The 15,987-nt window shown below is 63.8% G+C and carries 13 protein-coding genes; 5 read left to right on the top strand and 8 right to left on the bottom strand.

Features of this window, described 5'->3' with window-relative positions:
• Positions 1–59 precede the first annotated feature (59 nt).
• From fdhF to AC0L2M_RS28220, 5 genes are all read right to left on the bottom strand, one after another.
• Positions 60–2,936, bottom strand: coding sequence for a formate dehydrogenase subunit alpha (gene fdhF / locus AC0L2M_RS28240; protein WP_128168294.1), 2,877 nt, complete (start codon positions 2,934–2,936; stop codon positions 60–62).
• A 10-nt stretch (positions 2,937–2,946) separates the two neighbouring features.
• Positions 2,947–4,503 (bottom strand): formate dehydrogenase beta subunit, encoded by a 1,557-nt coding sequence (locus AC0L2M_RS28235; protein WP_473536476.1) that lies wholly within the window; start codon positions 4,501–4,503, stop codon positions 2,947–2,949.
• The gene (locus AC0L2M_RS28230; RefSeq protein WP_077377054.1) at positions 4,500–4,979 is read right to left on the bottom strand and encodes a formate dehydrogenase subunit gamma; all 480 of its coding nucleotides are present in this window, start codon (positions 4,977–4,979) and stop codon (positions 4,500–4,502) included. The genes AC0L2M_RS28235 and AC0L2M_RS28230 overlap by 4 nt, the downstream gene beginning before the upstream one ends.
• A gap of 131 nt (positions 4,980–5,110) precedes the next feature.
• On the bottom strand, positions 5,111–6,010 hold the full coding sequence (locus AC0L2M_RS28225) for a LysR family transcriptional regulator (RefSeq protein ID WP_473515072.1): 900 nt from the start codon (positions 6,008–6,010) through the stop codon (positions 5,111–5,113).
• A 97-nt stretch (positions 6,011–6,107) separates the two neighbouring features.
• Entirely contained in the window at positions 6,108–6,485 is a 378-nt protein-coding gene (locus AC0L2M_RS28220; protein WP_023802882.1) for a VOC family protein, read from the bottom strand.
• A gap of 236 nt (positions 6,486–6,721) precedes the next feature.
• Here AC0L2M_RS28220 and AC0L2M_RS28215 point away from each other — a divergent pair, with 236 nt between their 5' ends.
• On the top strand, positions 6,722–7,915 hold the full coding sequence (locus AC0L2M_RS28215) for an Mrp/NBP35 family ATP-binding protein (protein ID WP_128168292.1): 1,194 nt from the start codon (positions 6,722–6,724) through the stop codon (positions 7,913–7,915).
• Positions 7,916–8,055: 140 nt separating this feature from the next.
• On the opposite strand, the gene AC0L2M_RS28210 is transcribed toward AC0L2M_RS28215, so the two are convergent.
• Positions 8,056–8,517 carry an SRPBCC family protein gene (locus AC0L2M_RS28210; protein ID WP_473536475.1) on the bottom strand — a complete coding sequence of 154 codons (462 nt, stop codon included), beginning with the start codon at positions 8,515–8,517 and terminating at the stop codon, positions 8,056–8,058.
• A gap of 157 nt (positions 8,518–8,674) precedes the next feature.
• Between AC0L2M_RS28210 and AC0L2M_RS28205 the strand changes: the two genes are divergently transcribed.
• Positions 8,675–10,480: an IlvD/Edd family dehydratase gene (locus AC0L2M_RS28205; protein WP_128174072.1), complete on the top strand. Its 1,806-nt coding sequence runs from the start codon at positions 8,675–8,677 to the stop codon at positions 10,478–10,480.
• 179 nt (positions 10,481–10,659) lie between these two features.
• Here the strand turns inward: AC0L2M_RS28205 and AC0L2M_RS28200 are convergent, their stop codons facing one another.
• A complete protein-coding gene (locus AC0L2M_RS28200; protein WP_473536474.1) occupies positions 10,660–11,079 on the bottom strand; it encodes a GFA family protein in 420 nt (139 codons plus the stop codon).
• 187 nt (positions 11,080–11,266) lie between these two features.
• On the opposite strand from AC0L2M_RS28200, the gene AC0L2M_RS28195 reads away from it, so the two are divergent.
• From AC0L2M_RS28195 to AC0L2M_RS28185, 3 genes are all read left to right on the top strand, one after another.
• The gene (locus tag AC0L2M_RS28195; RefSeq protein ID WP_287174115.1) at positions 11,267–12,085 is read left to right on the top strand and encodes a chromate resistance protein ChrB domain-containing protein; all 819 of its coding nucleotides are present in this window, start codon (positions 11,267–11,269) and stop codon (positions 12,083–12,085) included.
• A complete protein-coding gene (gene chrA / locus AC0L2M_RS28190) occupies positions 12,082–13,509 on the top strand; it encodes a chromate efflux transporter (RefSeq protein WP_084833904.1) in 1,428 nt (475 codons plus the stop codon). Before AC0L2M_RS28195 ends, chrA begins: the two co-directional genes overlap by 4 nt.
• Before the next feature lie 184 nt (positions 13,510–13,693).
• Complete coding sequence (locus AC0L2M_RS28185) at positions 13,694–14,092, top strand: hypothetical protein (protein ID WP_287066908.1); 399 nt, start codon at positions 13,694–13,696, stop codon at positions 14,090–14,092.
• 181 nt (positions 14,093–14,273) lie between these two features.
• Here AC0L2M_RS28185 and AC0L2M_RS28180 read toward each other — a convergent pair whose 3' ends face one another.
• On the bottom strand, positions 14,274–15,863 hold the full coding sequence (locus AC0L2M_RS28180; RefSeq protein WP_287174118.1) for a trimethylamine methyltransferase family protein: 1,590 nt from the start codon (positions 15,861–15,863) through the stop codon (positions 14,274–14,276).
• Positions 15,864–15,987 lie beyond the last annotated feature (124 nt).

The raw sequence follows: 15,987 nt of genomic DNA, 5'->3' as shown, positions 1-15,987 counted from the left end.
GAGTGGGGGTCGACCAACCGTCAAGATTGAAGCGCTTTCGGTCGAATGCCTCGGCACGATTACTCCGCTGCTTCCAAGGTCGCGATGCGACGGCTGTTGCGGGCCTGCTCGTCATAGTCGAGCTGCCATTCCGACGGCCCGTTGGACGCGCCGACCTGCACCGCCGTCACCTTGTATTCCGGGCAGTTGGTCGCCCAGTCGGAGAAGTCGGTGGTGATGACGTTGGCCTGGGTGTCGGGGTGGTGGAACGTCGTATAGACCACGCCAGGCGACACCTTGTCGGTGATCAGCGCGCGCAGCGTCGTCTCGCCGGAGCGGCTGGTCAGGCGGACCCAGTCGCCGTCGCGCAGACCGCGGTTTTCGGCGTCATGCGGGTGGATCTCGAGACGGTCCTCGCTGTGCCACATGACATTGTGGGTACGCCTGGTCTGCGCGCCGACATTGTACTGCGACAGGATGCGGCCGGTGGTCAGCAGCAGCGGGAAGCGCGGTCCCGTCCTCTCGTCGGTCGCCACATATTCGGTGCGGATGAACTTGCCCTTGCCGCGCACGAAGCCGCTGATATGCATGATCGGCGTGCCTTCCGGCGCCTGTTCGTTGCAAGGCCACTGCACCGAGCCCATCTTTTCCAGATAGTCGTAGGAGACCTTGGCGAAGCTCGGCGTCGTCCTGGCGATCTCATCCATGATTTCGGACGGATGCTGGTAATTCCAGGCAAGCCCCATCGCCTGTGCGAGCTTCTGCGTCACTTCCCAGTCGGCCAGCCCGTTCTTCGGCGCCATCACCTTGCGCACGCGGTTGATGCGGCGCTCGGCATTGGTGAAGGTGCCGTCCTTTTCGAGGAAGGTCGAGCCGGGCAGGAAGACATGCGCGTAGTTGGCGGTCTCGTTGAGGAAAAGATCGTGGACGACGACACATTCCATCGCCGCAAGGCCTGCGGCGACATGCTTGGTGTCGGGATCGGACTGCAGGATGTCCTCGCCTTGCACATAGAGGCCCTTGAACGAGCCGTCGACGGCGGCGTCCAGCATGTTGGGGATGCGCAGGCCGGGCTCGTCGTCGAGCTTGACCCCCCACAGGCTCTCATAAATGTCGCGCACCGCGTCGCCGGAGACGTGGCGATAGCCGGGCAGCTCATGCGGGAACGAGCCCATGTCGCAGGAGCCCTGGACATTGTTCTGGCCGCGCAGCGGGTTCACGCCGACGCCCGGCCGACCGATATTGCCGGTCGCCATGGCAAGATTGGCGATGGCGATGACGGTGGTCGAGCCCTGGCTGTGCTCGGTCACGCCGAGGCCGTAATAGATCGCGCCATTGCCGCCGGTGGCAAACAGCCGTGCGGCGCTGCGGATCTCTTCAGGATCGACATTGGCGAGCTGGCCGACCACCTCAGGGCTGTTTTCCGGCAGCGCCACGAACGACGCCCAATCCTGGAACTCGTCCCAGTCGCAGCGTTCGCGGATGAAGGCCTCGTCGAACAGTCCTTCGGTGACGATGACATGGGCAAGCGCGGTGACCACGGCGACATTGGTGCCCGGCTTCAGCGGCAGATGATGCTGCGCCTCGATATGAGCCGAGCGCACGATATCGGTGCGGCGCGGGTCGAGCACGATCAGCTTGGCGCCCTTGCGCAACCGCTTCTTCATGCGCGACGCAAACACCGGATGTGCGTCGGTCGGATTTGCGCCGATGATCATCACCACGTCGGTCTGCTCGATCGAGTCGAAATCCTGGGTGCCTGCCGAGGTGCCGAAAGTCTGGCCAAGGCCATAGCCGGTCGGCGAATGGCAGACGCGGGCGCAGGTATCGACATTGTTGTTGCGGAAACCCTGGCGGATCAGCTTCTGCACCAGATAGGTTTCCTCATTCGTGCAGCGCGACGAGGTGATGCCGCCGATCGAGGTGCGGCCATACTGGTACTGGATGCGGCGGAACTCGTTGGCGGTGTGGGTCAGCGCTTCCTCCCACGACACCTCGCGCCATGGATCGGTGACCTTTTCGCGGATCATTGGATTGAGGATGCGCTCCTTGTGGGTCGAGTAGCCGTAGGCAAAACGGCCCTTGACGCAGCTATGGCCACGGTTCGCCTTGCCGTCCTTGTAGGGCACCATGCGCACGAGCTCGTCGCCGCGCATTTCGGCCTTGAACGAGCAGCCGACGCCGCAATAGGCGCAGGTGGTGACGACCGAATGCTCGGGCTGGCCGATCTTGATCACCGATTTCTCGGAAAGCGTCGCCGTCGGGCAGGCCTGCACACAGGCGCCGCAGGACACGCACTCGCTGTCGATGAAAAGCTGGTGCATGCCGGGCGACACACGGCTTTCGAAGCCGCGGCCCTCGATGGTCAGCGCGAATGTGCCTTGCACCTCCTCGCAGGCGCGCACACAGCGCGAGCAGACGATGCATTTCGATGGATCATAGGTGAAGTATGGGTTGGACTCGTCCTTCGCCATCCATTTGAAGTTTTCGGCGCCGTCGTTCTTCTTGAAGACGTGGTTGTCGCCCTCATAGCCGTAGCGCACGTCGCGCAGGCCGACGACGCCGGCCTGCGTCTGCAATTCGCAGTCGCCATTGGCCGCACAGGTCAGGCAGTCGAGCGGATGGTCGGAGATGTAGAGCTCCATCACGCCGCGGCGGATGTCCTTCAGCCGACCGGTCTGGGTGTGCACGACCATGCCCGGCGCCACCGGCGTCGTGCAGGAGGAGGGCGTGCCGTTGCGGCCGTCGATCTCGACCAGGCAGAGCCGGCAGGAGCCGAAGGCGTCGACCATATCGGTGGCGCAAAGTTTCGGGATGGCAATGCCGGCCTCCATCGAGGCGCGCATGATGGATGTGCCTTCCGGCACGGTGACGGTGAAGCCGTCGACGGTCAGCGTCACCTGCTTCTCGGACGTCGAGGCCGGCGTGCCGTAGTCGATTTCCTGAATGAGACCCATCGCGAGGTTCCTATTCTGCTGCTTCGGCGACTGGCGCCGGCTTGAAATCTTCGCGGAAGTGGTTGATTGCGCTCATCACCGGATAAGGCGTGAAGCCACCCAGCGCGCAGAGCGAACCGAACTTCATCGTGTTACAGAGGTCCGTCACCAGCTCGATCTGCTTTTCCGGCTCGCTACCCCTGGCGATCTTGTCGATCGTCTCGACGCCGCGTGTCGAGCCGATGCGGCAGGGCGTGCACTTGCCGCAGCTCTCGATGGCGCAGAACTCCATGGCGAAGCGCGCCTGCTTCAGCATGTCGGCGGTGTCGTCGAAGACGGTGATGCCGGCGTGGCCGATCAGCCCGTCCTTGGCGGCGAAGGCTTCGTAGTCGAACGGCGTGTCGAACAGGGAGCGTGGGAAGTAGGCACCCAGAGGGCCGCCGACCTGCACCGCTTTGACCGGCCGTCCAGTCGCCGTGCCGCCGCCGATGTCGTCGACGATCTCGCCAAGCGTCATGCCGAACGCCGCCTCGAACAGGCCGCCATATCTGACATTGCCGGCGATCTGGATCGGAATGGTGCCGCGCGAGCGGCCCATGCCGAAATCCTTGTAGAAGGCAGCACCCTTGTCCATGATGACAGGCACCGAGGCCAGCGAGATGACGTTGTTGATCACCGTCGGCTTGCCGAACAGGCCCTGGATGGCCGGCAGTGGCGGCTTGGCGCGAACGACGCCGCGCTTGCCTTCGAGGCTGTTGAGCAGCGAGGTTTCCTCGCCGCAGACATAGGCGCCGGCGCCGACGCGGATTTCCATGTCGAAGGCGTGGGGCGAGCCCAGCACGTTGAGGCCGAGCAGGCCGGCCTTGCGGGCGGCCTCGACCGCCTTTTGCATCATCGCCACCGCATGCGGATACTCCGAGCGGATATAGACAAAGCCCTTGGTTGCCCCGGTGGCGACACCGGCGATTGCCATTCCCTCGATCAGCACGAAGGGATCGCCCTCCATGATCATGCGGTCGGCGAAGGTGGCGCTGTCGCCCTCGTCGGCATTGCAGACGATGTACTTTTTGTCGGCGATCGTATCGAGCACCGTCTTCCATTTAATGCCGGTCGGGAAGCCGGCGCCGCCGCGACCGCGCAGGCCCGACTCGGTGACCTGCTTGACGATGTCGGCCGGAGCCATCGCCACGGCGGTCTGCAGGCCCTTCAGTCCGCCATGCGCCTTGTAGTGATCAAGCGACAGCGGATTGATGACGCCGCAGCGCGCGAAGGTCAGGCGCGTCTGCCTGGCCAGGAACGGGATCTTGTCGGGCGCGCCCAGCCAGCGCTTGTGGTGACCGCCGGTGAGGAAGCCGCTGTCGAACAGGCTTTTGACATCGGATGGCTTCACCGGCCCATAGGCGACACGGCCATTTTCTGTCGCCACCTCGACCATCGGCTCGAGGAAATAGGCGCCGCGCGAACCGTTGCGCACGATCTTGGCCTCGATGCCGCGATCGGCCAATTCCTTCTCAATCGCCTTGGCGACCTTTTCCGCACCGAGCGCCAGCGCGCCGGAATCGCCGGGAATATAGATGCGCGGGATCATGAGCGCACCTCGGCTACGATCTCGTCGAGTTTTTCGTCATCGAGCCGGCCGATCACCTCGCCGTCCAGCATCGCCGATGGCGCGCAGGCGCAAAGGCCGAGGCAATAGACCGGCTCTAGCGTCACCGAACCGTCGCGGGCCGTCTCGTGGAAGCCGATGCCCAGCAATTGCTTGAGCTTGGCGGCAATCGCGTCCGAGCCCATCGATTGGCAGGCTTCGGCTTGGCAGAGCTTCAGCACATGCCGGCCGGCCGGCCGGCTGCGGTAATCGTGGTAGAAGGTGACGACGCCGTGCACCTCCGCCTTGGAGATGTTCAGCGCTTCGGCGATGACCGGCAGCGCGTCATGCGGCACATGGCCAAACTCTTCCTGGATGCCGTGGAGGATCGGCAACAGCGGGCCTTCGAGGCCCTTCAGCTCCTGGACGATCGCCGCCGTGCGCGACGCGATCTCGGTACTTGCAGGCTGCATGATCATGCAGCGCCCTCCCTGGTCGTAGTAATCCGCTAAGTGCCTAGGAAATCGGAGGAAACCCGCTAAATCAATAAAGCTGATCCGTTGCTCGATAGAAATCTTCTATCGCTGCCGTCCAGCCTGCAATCTCTAGCTCAGTGGCGGGCGCGGAAATCGTCTGCCAGCGCCATTGCCTCGTCCAGCAGCGCCGAGACCAGCGGGGTGTGCGGCTCGCGCAGCGTCGCCACCAGCCCGACAGTGTGGCTGGCGTCCGGCTCGACGATCGGAATGGCCCGGATCGGCTCGGAAAAGCCGAATGTTTCCGAGAGGTTGAGCGGCATGATCGACGACCATTTTCCGGTACGGATATGCGAGAACAGCACGATCATCGAATTGGATTCGAGTGTCGGCCGCACCTGCGTGCCGGCTTCGGCCAAATGCTGGTCGATGATGCGGCGGTTCTGCATGTCCGGCGTCAACAGGCAGAGCGGCAGCTGGCTGAGCTCCGCCCATGTCACTTTGTCGCGGTCGGAATAGGGGTTTCCGATCGCGGTGATCAGCTGATAGCGCTCGTCATAGAGCGGCACGCTGGTCACCCGCCCCAGCGGCTCGTTGTCGAGATAGGTGATGCCGGCGTCGATGTCGAAATTGCCGAGCAGCGACAGCACCTCGATCGAGGTGCGCGACAGCACCGAGAAGGTGACGCCGGGATGTTTTGTCCGAAAGGGTGTCGTCAGCCGCGCCACCATGGCCAGCGCCGTCGGAATGGCGGCGATGCGGATGCGCCCCGAAAGGCCGTGACGCGCCGCCCGCATCTCTTCGCGCATGGTGCGGGTATCGCCGACGATGCGGCGCGCCCACGCCAGCACCTGTTCTCCCTCCGGCGTCAGCCCCTGGAAGCGCGAGCCGCGCAGAACCAGCATCACGCCGAGCTGGCCCTCCAGCTGCTTGATGCCGGCCGAAAGCGTCGGCTGGGTGACGCCGCACACCTCCGCCGCCCGGCCGAAATGCTCCTCCCTGGCCAGCGCGATGAAGAATTCCAGCTTGTCGATCATGAGCGGACGCTACCCGGCCGAGTGAGGCTGCGCCAGATGCATGCTGTTTTTGCTTGGCGAATCCTCATTGCGGCCGAAGCTTCGCCGCCGTCCAGGCCTAGCTGTCGACCAAGTTCAGAATGTTGCCGTCAGGATCCTTGAACCATGCGACCTTCATGCCGTAGCCGACATGGATGTCGCCTTCCAGCTTCAGGCCCGGCATCTCGTAGTGCTCGAAGACAACGCCTTTCGATTTCAGCGCCTTGACGATGGTGTCGATCTCGTCGCCGACCATCCAGGTCACCGCCGTCGCCTTGTTGGTTCCGGCGAATTGCGAGCGATAGACATTGATGCTGGTGTCGCCGCATTTGTAGACGATCAGTTCGCCACCCTCGTTGTGAACCTCCGTCAGCCCCAGAACGTCTTCATAGAAGGCCTTGGCCTTGGCCAGGTCCTTCACCGCGAGATTGGCCGTTGCGTTGCTGTTTGCGAGCATGATTGGTCTCCTTTGCTTGCGGGCGAGCACGTCCGAAGCCTGCAAAGATAGGGCTGCTTCGTCTTCAGGCGACGCAGCCTGTGCGATCGGCGTGCTTCTTCCCTAAAGACGTTTCGTCCTCTGCAAGACCGACAAACGGACGCAAGTCTTTGCAGCCACGCCCGTGCGTGTCGTTCCGCCGCTTGGTTCTGTTCGGGAACTGCACTATCTCAGGCGTAAAAGCAGAGGAAAAGCTGATGCCCGCCGTCCAGGAAAACGTCACCAAGGAAATCGTCATCGAGCGCCTGAAGACGGTCAACGGACCGGACTTCACCGGCAACATCGTCGACCTCGGCATGGTCTCCGAGATTTTCATTGCCGATGCCAAGGTTTTCTTTTCGATCACCGTGCCGGCTGCCCGGGCCCAGGAGATGGAGCCGCTGCGTGCCGCCGCCGAGCGTGTCGTCAAGGCGATCCCGGGTGTCGCCGGCGCCGTGGTCGCCCTGACGGCGGAAAAGAAGGGTGGCGGCATGGAGGCTCCGGTTCCGCAAAGGCCTGCCACCAGGCCCGTACCGCCGGCCGCACCCGCTGCCGCGCCGCGTCCGGCTCCGCACGCTCCGGCCTCGCACAGTCAGGGCAAGCGCGGCGTGCCCGGCATCGAGGCGATCATCGCTGTCGCTTCCGGCAAGGGCGGCGTCGGCAAGTCGACCACTGCCGTCAATATCGCGCTTGGCCTCGCCGCCAACGGCCTGAGGGTCGGCGTGCTCGACGCCGACATCTACGGCCCGTCGATGCCGCGGCTGCTCAACATCCATGGCCGGCCGCAGACGGTCGACGGCAAGGTCCTGAAGCCGATGGAGAATTACGGCCTGAAGGTGATGTCGATGGGCTTCCTCGTCGATGAGGAGACGCCAATGATCTGGCGCGGGCCGATGGTGATGTCGGCATTGACGCAAATGTTGCGCGAGGTCGAATGGGGTCCGCTCGACGTGCTCGTCGTCGACATGCCGCCCGGCACCGGCGACGCGCAGCTGACCATGGCCCAGCAGGTGCCGCTGGCCGGCGCCGTCATCGTCTCGACGCCGCAGGATCTGGCCCTGATCGATGCGCGAAAAGGCCTCAACATGTTCAGGAAGGTCGACGTGCCGGTGTTGGGCATCGTCGAGAATATGAGCTATTTCCTCGCCCCCGACACCGGCAAGCGCTACGACATCTTCGGCCATGGCGGCGCGCGCCGCGAGGCCGAGCGTCTCGGCGTCTCCTTCCTCGGCGAAGTGCCGCTCGAAATGGGCATCCGCGAAAGCTCGGATGCCGGCACGCCGGTGGTGGTCTCCAAGCCCGACAGCGCCGAGGCCAAGATCTACCGCGACATCGCCGCGAACGTCTGGGGCAGGGTCAAGGAAGAACGCGGCGCGGCCGAAGCCGCCGTGCCGAACATCGTGTTTGAGTGATCCTCCCCCTTGAGGGGAGGGTGGCCCGCAGGGCCGGGTGGGGTCGGTGGCGACGCACTCCACCTTTCTTGGTCAACGCCAGTTGTAGGTCGAGGCGGTTGAGGCGACCCCTCCCGCCCGCTTCGCGCGGCACCCTCCCCTCAAGGGCGAGGGGAGCCGCCCACCTTGTCGCCAAAGCTCGAAAAAAACTGTCCGGCCAGTTTCTTCGATGTCGATTCGATCAGACGGCTGCCGAGCTGGGCGATCTTGCCGCCGACATCGGCCTTGGCCGCATATCTGAGAATCGTCGCCTCCGGGCCATCGGCGGTCAGCGTCACATCGGCGCCGCCTTTGGCGAAGCCGGCGATGCCGCCCTTGCCCTCGCCCTGGATGGTGTAGGAATGCGGCGGGTTGAGATTCCTGAGCGTCACCTCGCCTTTGAACGTCGCCTTGATCGGGCCGATCTTGACCACCACGGTCGCCGCCATCTCGGTGTCCGACTTCTTTTCGAGGCTCTGGCAGCCCGGAATGGTCTGCCTCAGAACGTCCGGGTCGTTCAGCGCCTCCCACACCTTTTGCAAGGGTGCGGCGATGCGTTCCTCGCCTTCGATAACCAAAGCCATCAAAATCTCCCGGATACGAATTGACAAACCCCGATCCGGTCTAGCGTGGGGGTAAACACATGTCTATCGCACCAAAGTCCGGAATCGGATGGCGCGTGCCTCTTGCCTGCTCTCGCGCGTTGTCATATCGATTTGTCATACAAATACGGAGACCATGATGGCCGGCGCCCCCACGCAGAAAAAGAAATTTCGCTCGCAGGAGTGGTTCGACAATCCGGACAATCCGGGGATGACGGCGCTTTACCTCGAGCGCTACCTGAATTACGGGCTGACGCGTGCCGAACTGATGTCGGGCAAGCCGCTGATCGGCATCGCCCAGACCGGCTCGGATCTGTCGCCCTGCAACCGCCATCATCTCGAACTGGCCAAGCGCGTGCGTGAGGGCATCGTCTCGATGGGCGGCATCCCTTTCGAGTTCCCGTGCCACCCGATCCAGGAGACGGGCAAACGCCCGACCGCCGCACTCGACCGCAACCTCGCCTATCTCGGCCTGGTCGAGGTGCTCTACGGCTATCCGCTCGACGGCGTCGTGCTCACCATCGGCTGCGACAAGACGACGCCGGCCCTGCTGATGGCCGCCGCCACCGTCAACATTCCGGCTATCGCGCTGTCGGTCGGCCCGATGCTCAACGGCTGGCACAAGGGCAAGCGCACCGGCTCCGGCACCATCGTCTGGGAATCGCGCCAGCGCCTGTCGGCCGGCGAGATCGGCTATGACGAGTTCATGGACATCGTCGCCTCTTCGGCGCCGTCCACCGGCTATTGCAACACCATGGGCACCGCCACCACCATGAACTCGCTGGCCGAGGCCCTCGGCATGCAGCTGCCGGGCTCGGCCGCCATTCCGGCGCCCTACCGCGAGCGCGGCCAGATCGCCTATGAGACGGGAAAGCGCATCGTCGACATGGTGCATGAGGACTTGAAACCCTCAGACGTCATGACCCGCCAGGCCTTCGAGAACGCCATCGTCGTCAACTCGGCCATCGGCGGCTCGACCAACGCGCCGATCCACCTCAACGCCATCGCCCGCCATCTCGGCGTGCCGCTCGACAATGACGATTGGCAGACGGTCGGCCTCCAGATACCGCTCATTGTCAACCTGCAGCCGTCGGGCGAGTATCTCGGCGAGGACTATCACCATGCCGGCGGTGTGCCGGCGGTGGTGGCCGAACTGATGAAGGCCGGGCTGTTGCCTCATCCCGACGCCATGACGGTCAACGGCAAGACGATCGGCGCCAATTGCAGCGCGGCCGTCAACGAGAATCTCGATGTTATCCGCACCGTCGCCGAGCCGCTGAAGGACAATGCCGGTTTCATCAATCTTAGGGGTAATCTGTTCGATTCGGCGATCATGAAGACCAGCGGCATCTCGCCCGAATTCCGCGAGCGCTATCTGTCGAACCCGAACGACCCCGAGGCCTTCGAGGGCAACGCCATGGTCTTCGACGGGCCAGAGGACTACCACGCCCGCATCGACGACCCGGCGCAAGGCATCGACGAGCACACCATCCTGTTCATGCGTGGCGCCGGCCCGATCGGTTATCCCGGCGGCGCCGAAGTCGTCAACATGCAGCCGCCGGCCCATCTCATCAAGAAGGGCATCCATGCGCTGGCCTGCATCGGCGACGGCCGCCAGTCAGGCACGTCGGGCTCGCCGTCGATCCTCAACGCCTCGCCCGAAGCCGCCATAGGCGGCGGGCTGGCGCTGTTGAAGACCGGCGACCGCGTCCGCATCGACCTGCGCAAGGGCACTGCCGACATTCTCGTCACCGATGACGAGATTACGCGCCGGCGCGCCGAGCTGCAGAACAGTGGCGGCTATCGCTACCCCAAGCACCAGACCCCATGGCAGGAGATCCAGCGCGGCATGGTCGACCAGTTCTCCGAAGGAATGGTGCTGAAGCCCGCGGTGAAATACCAGGATGTGGCGCACACCGCAGGCGTGCCGCGGGACAATCACTGAACGCGTCTTTTTTTGCCTTCTCCCCTTGTGGGAGGTGTCGCCGAAGGCGACGGATGAGGGGTGCTCCAGCTTGGCACCGACGCACTCCGTCCAGCACCCCTCATCCGGCTCGTCGCTGCGCGCCGATCCACCTTCTCCCACAAGGGGAGAAGGAAGAGCGCCAAGCCGCACCCAAGCGCCTATAAATAGCCAACAATCTCAGGCGTCTGGTCCTGCCTGTCGTGCTTGCCGTCCTCGTAGACGATTGGGGCTGCGGCGAGTTCCTCTTCGGTGACGTCGTCGAGGCAGGCGACGTTCACCGCCCAGAAATTCCCGCCCATGAAATCGAGATAGCCGCGCGAGAGAAAATTCGCGCCGCAGTTCGGGCACATATAGTGGTTGATGTCGCCTTCCGGCCAGTTCGACGGCGTCGCCTTGTACTCCCGCATCCGGTCGCGGCCGTCCGTCACCCGCACGGCCTCATAGGCGGCGAAGGATTTCCGGTAGCTGAGTTTCCAGCAGAAGCTGCAATTGCATTTGCGGATGCCCTCAGCGAGGTCGATTTCGGCTTCGAAACGCACTGCACCGCAATGGCAGCTGCCGTGATAGGTCTTTTTCATGGGTTTCCTCCCAAACATGTCCTGGCTCCGCCGCCCGCCGGAGCCAGAGCATCCTTTGCTCCAGGCATGGCGCTTGACAAGCGGGCGCGACAAATCCACGATCATGGCAAGGGGTGCATCGCGACGACCCCGTGAGGCGTCAGCCCAACGTTCGCGTCCAAGCTTCTCTCTCAAGGAGGTGGACGCCATGCCGTCGACAACCGCTATCACCGTATCGCAACTGTCCCGTCTGATTGGTCTGCCGGGCGCGCCCGCGATCATCGATGTTCGCATCGAAGAGGATTACAGCGCCGATCCGCGCCTGCTGCCGGCCTCAAACCGGCGTGATTTCAAAACCGTCTCGACCTGGGCATCCGAATTCGCCGGCAGCCGAGTGACGGTCGTCTGCCAAAGAGGGCAAAAGCTCTCGCAAGGCGTGGCCGCATGGCTGCGGCATGAAGGCATTGCCGCCGAATCCCTCGAAGGCGGGTTCGAGGCCTGGCGCGATGCCAAGGGGCCTTTGATCAATGCCGGCAAGATACCGCCCCGCGACGAAAGGGGCCGCACCGTGTGGGTGACGCGGAGCCGCCCGAAGGTCGATCGCATCGCCTGCCCCTGGCTGATCAGGCGCTTCATCGATTCGGGCGCGGTCTTCCTCTTTGTCGAGGCGGCCGAAGTGTCGGCCGTTGCGGACCGCTTTCAGGCCGTGCCTTTCGACATCGACAATGTGTTCTGGACTCACCGGGACGAACGCTGCACCTTCGACACGATGATCGAAGAGTTCGGGCTCGAATCCGAGGCGCTCGACCGCCTGGCCATGATCGTGCGCGCCGCCGATACCGCACGCCTCGATTTGGTTCCCCAGGCAGCCGGATTCCTGGCCGCCTCGCTTGGCCTGTCGCGGATGTTTCGCGACGATCTGGAACAGCTGGAGGCAGGCATGCTGCTCTACGACGCGTTTTTCCGATGGTGCCGCGATGCCACCGAGGAGACGCACAATTGGCCAAGCGCGAGCAAGCCATCATGAGCGCCCCGGCTTCTGACAAAACGGGGGCTTCTGACAAAACGGGGGCTTTGGGAAAAACGGCCGAGATCGTCGAAGCGCCGGCTGCGCCAAGCTTCCGTGAAGGCGTAAAACTCTGGGCGAAAATCGGCCTGCTCAGCTTCGGCGGGCCGGCCGGCCAGATCGCGCTCATGCACAGGGAATTGGTCGAGGAACGGCGTTGGATCGGCGAGCAACGTTTCCTGCATGCGTTGAACTACTGCATGCTGCTGCCCGGCCCTGAAGCCCAGCAACTCGCCATCTATATCGGCTGGCTGCTGCACCGGACGATCGGCGGCCTGGTCGCCGGCATCCTGTTCGTCGCGCCGGGCGCGCTTGTGATGCTCACCTTGAGCATCCTCTATGCGCTGTATGGCGACGCTCCGCTCGTCGAGGCACTGTTTTTCGGGGTAAAGGCGGCCGTGCTCGCCATCGTGATCGAGGCGATGATCCGGATCGGACGTCGTGCCCTGAAGAACCGGGTCATGGTTTCGATCGCGCTCGCCGCCTTCATCGCCATCTATGCATTGAACATGCCGTTTCCGCTCATCGTCCTGCTTGCCGGCCTGGCGGGCTGGATTGGCAATCGTGTTGCGCCGGCGCTTTTTTCCGGCGCGGCGCACGGCAAGGACGCGGTTCCCGACATCAAGGGCGCGGTCGACCTGATGTTCGAGCGCGGCGAGCTGGCCCACGTCAGGCCGACGCGATGGCATGCGCCGCGCACCGTCGCGATCTGGCTGCCGATCTGGCTCGGGCCGGTGCTGCTGATCTGGGCGTTCACCGGATCCGCCAGCGTGTGGACGCAGATCGGCGGCTTCTTCAGCGTCATGGCGGTCGTCACCTTCGGCGGCGCCTACGCAGTCCTTGCCTATGTCGCGCAGGCAGCGGTCGAGTCCTTCGGCTGGCTCGCACCCGGTGAGATGGTCGATGGCCTCGGGCTTGCCGAAACCACGCCGGGTCCACTCATACTCGTCCTGCAGTTCGTCGGCTTTCTGGCCGCGTTCCGCCAATCCGGATCGTTGAGCCCGCTGCTTGCCGGATCGCTAGGGGCGATGCTCACCCTGTGGGCGACGTTCACGCCTTGCTTCTTCTGGATATTCCTCGGCGCGCCCTATATCGAATCCCTGCGCGACAACAAGGCGCTGTCGGCGGCGCTGGGCGCGATCACCGCCGCCGTCGTCGGCGTCATCATGAATCTCGCTCTGTGGTTCGGCTTGCACGTCATCTTCGGCGAGGTGCGCAACGTCGGGCTTGGAACCGACGTGCCGGTGCTCTCGTCGATCGACTGGCGCGCGGCGCTGCTGTCATGTGCTGCCATGATCGCCATTCTGAAGCTGAAGATCGGCATGCTGCCGACGCTTGCGGGATCGGCCCTCGCCGGTGTTCTGTTGCTGGCAGCGAGTGGTTAATGCATGTCGCGCAAAAGCATGCCCTCGGGCCTGACCCGAGCGTGTCCAGCGATTTTGCGATAACGACATGCATAAAACAACAACCTAAAGCGCGTCGCATGCGGCCGGATCAAATGCGACGCGCTTTAGCGGCTGCCTGCGGACGGCGCTTCGCTGCGGTTTCGGGCATTCGGATAGCAAAATCATGGCGAGACGACGTTCCTCCCTAGGCTTCCTTGGAATGTTCGGCCGTTCAGGCGACCTCAGGCAACTCGACGCCGCGTTACGCGACGTTGACCTTCATCCCGCCCTTGTGCCGGAGGGAGCAAAGCTCACCATCGTCAATCTGATGAAGGACCACTGGCCCGACGAGCCGCCGCCACAAGCCTACCCGCCGGTGGCGCAGCTGCTTGGCTATTGTATTGCCGGGCCGGAAGCATTCGAGCAATCCAACGGCCTTCGACATAGGCTGGATGCGGAGCGCCGGCTCGAGGCGGCACTCGAGGCCGGCGACAGCTTCGATGCGCAAATCATACTGATGACGCTGCATGCCAAGCTGATCAGTGGCGAGGTCGTCGACCGCTACGGGTTGAGCGCCGACTAGACCATGATCCCGAAAAGTGGAGCCCGGTTTTCGGAAAAGATCATGGTCAAACAGACTAGACCATGATCCCGAAAAGTGGAGCCCGGTTTTCGGAAAAGATCATGGTCAAATAAAGAGGTAGCGCCCCATCCCGATTTTGTCGGGATGGATTAGGCTCTGACCGTTTTGACGGGAACCGTCTTCAGCCGCCCATGCCGCTGCGCGGCAGTTGGATCAGATTGCCGAAGCGGGCCCGCAACTTGTCGTCGACCGGCTTCGGCACGTGGCGCGGGAAGCGCTCGGCGAGGATGCGTTTCTTCTCGATGATCGCCCGCTGCAGGATGTCAGGCCTGCCTTTCTCGTTCCATTCCTTCGGCGAAAAGCGGTCGCCGACCGCCGGATAGAAATATTCCGTCTGCATCAGCCGCAGTGTCTGCTCGTTGCCGAGGTAATGACCCGGCCCCTTCAGGCAGACGTCGGCGATGGTGTCTATCGACAGCGACTCATCGGTCACCTCGATGCCGCGCACGCAGCGCAGGCAATGGCCGAGCATGTCGTTGTCGATGATCAGGCTTTCCAGGCAAAAGCCGAGCAGCGAGGCGTGCATGCCGGCCGATTCGTAGACGAGGTTGAGGCCGGCAAGGCCGGCCATCACATCGGTGATGCCCTTTTCGTAACCGGACTGAATGTCGGGCAGTTTCGAGTCCGTCATGCCGGCGGCCGAACCGCCCGGCAGGTCGTAGAATTGCGCCATCTGGGCGCAGGCAGCGGTCAGCACCGCTTGCTCGGCCGAGCCGCCGGACATGGCGCCGGTCCTGAGGTCGGAGACGAACGGCCAGGTGCCGAAGATCGCAGGATGGCCAGGCTTGATGGCGTTGACATAGACGAGGCCGGCGAGCACCTCGGCCACCGCTTGCACCACCGCACCGGCGATCGCCGCCGGCGCCGTGGCGCCCGCCTGGCCGGCCGACAGCAGCAGGATCGGAATGCCGCCTTCGACGCAGGCCTCGAGCACGCCGCAGGCATCCTCGGCAAACTTCATCGGCGGCACGACAAAACAGTTCGAATTGGAGACGAAAGGCCGGGCGCGAAAATTCTCTTCGCCGCCGGCAATCGCATAAAGCATGTCGAGCGCCGGCTTGACGTTCTCGCGCACCGTGAAGGATGTGCCGACATGCTTCGACGTGCCCATCACGCAGGCGTAAAGCGTGTTGAAATCCATATCGAGCGGATCGGGGATGTCGCGCGGCACCATCGGCCGCTGGAAGAAATGGATGTTGTCGAGCCCTTCGACGATGCGGGCGGCGTCATAGATGTCCTGCAGCAGCGACTCGCGATAACAGCGCTTCTCGACGTCGACCAGATGCACCGCGGCGCCCGCCGTGCCGTAATGCACGCGCTTGCCCTGGATCAGCATGTCGTGCTTGGGATCCTGGCCATGCAGGGTGAAATGGCGCGCCGCTTTCTTGATGGTGTCGAGGACGAGCGCGCGCGGAAAACGGATGCGGCCGTCCTCGCCGAGCGTGGCGCCGGCCTCGGTCAGCGCCTCGATGCAGGAGGGGATGGCATTGGCGAAGCCGACCGTCTCAAGCAGCGTCAGCACCGCTTCGTGAATGCGCTCGCGGTCGTTTTCGCTGAGCGGTCCGTAGCTTCCGCCTTCAAGGCCGGCGCGCACCGGCTTGATATCGTCGGCAAGGGGTGCTGCCCGCATGGCGCGACGCGCTTCGCGCCCGCCGGAACGCCGCGAACGCTGGTCCGAGGGCGTATCCGGCTTCTCAACAGCCACTGACATGGGAGGCACTCCACCTTTAGCTGCGAAGCGGGCGGCGGTGGTTGGTCCACCAGGTGGTTGGTCCACCATCGTCCGCTTCGTCCCCCTTAGAGCGCCGCGCGTCCACTTGGACGCGCAAAGGACG

It is taken from the genome of Mesorhizobium sp. WSM4806 (assembly GCF_055811635.1).
This window is presented reverse-complemented; position numbering and strand designations above follow the sequence as displayed.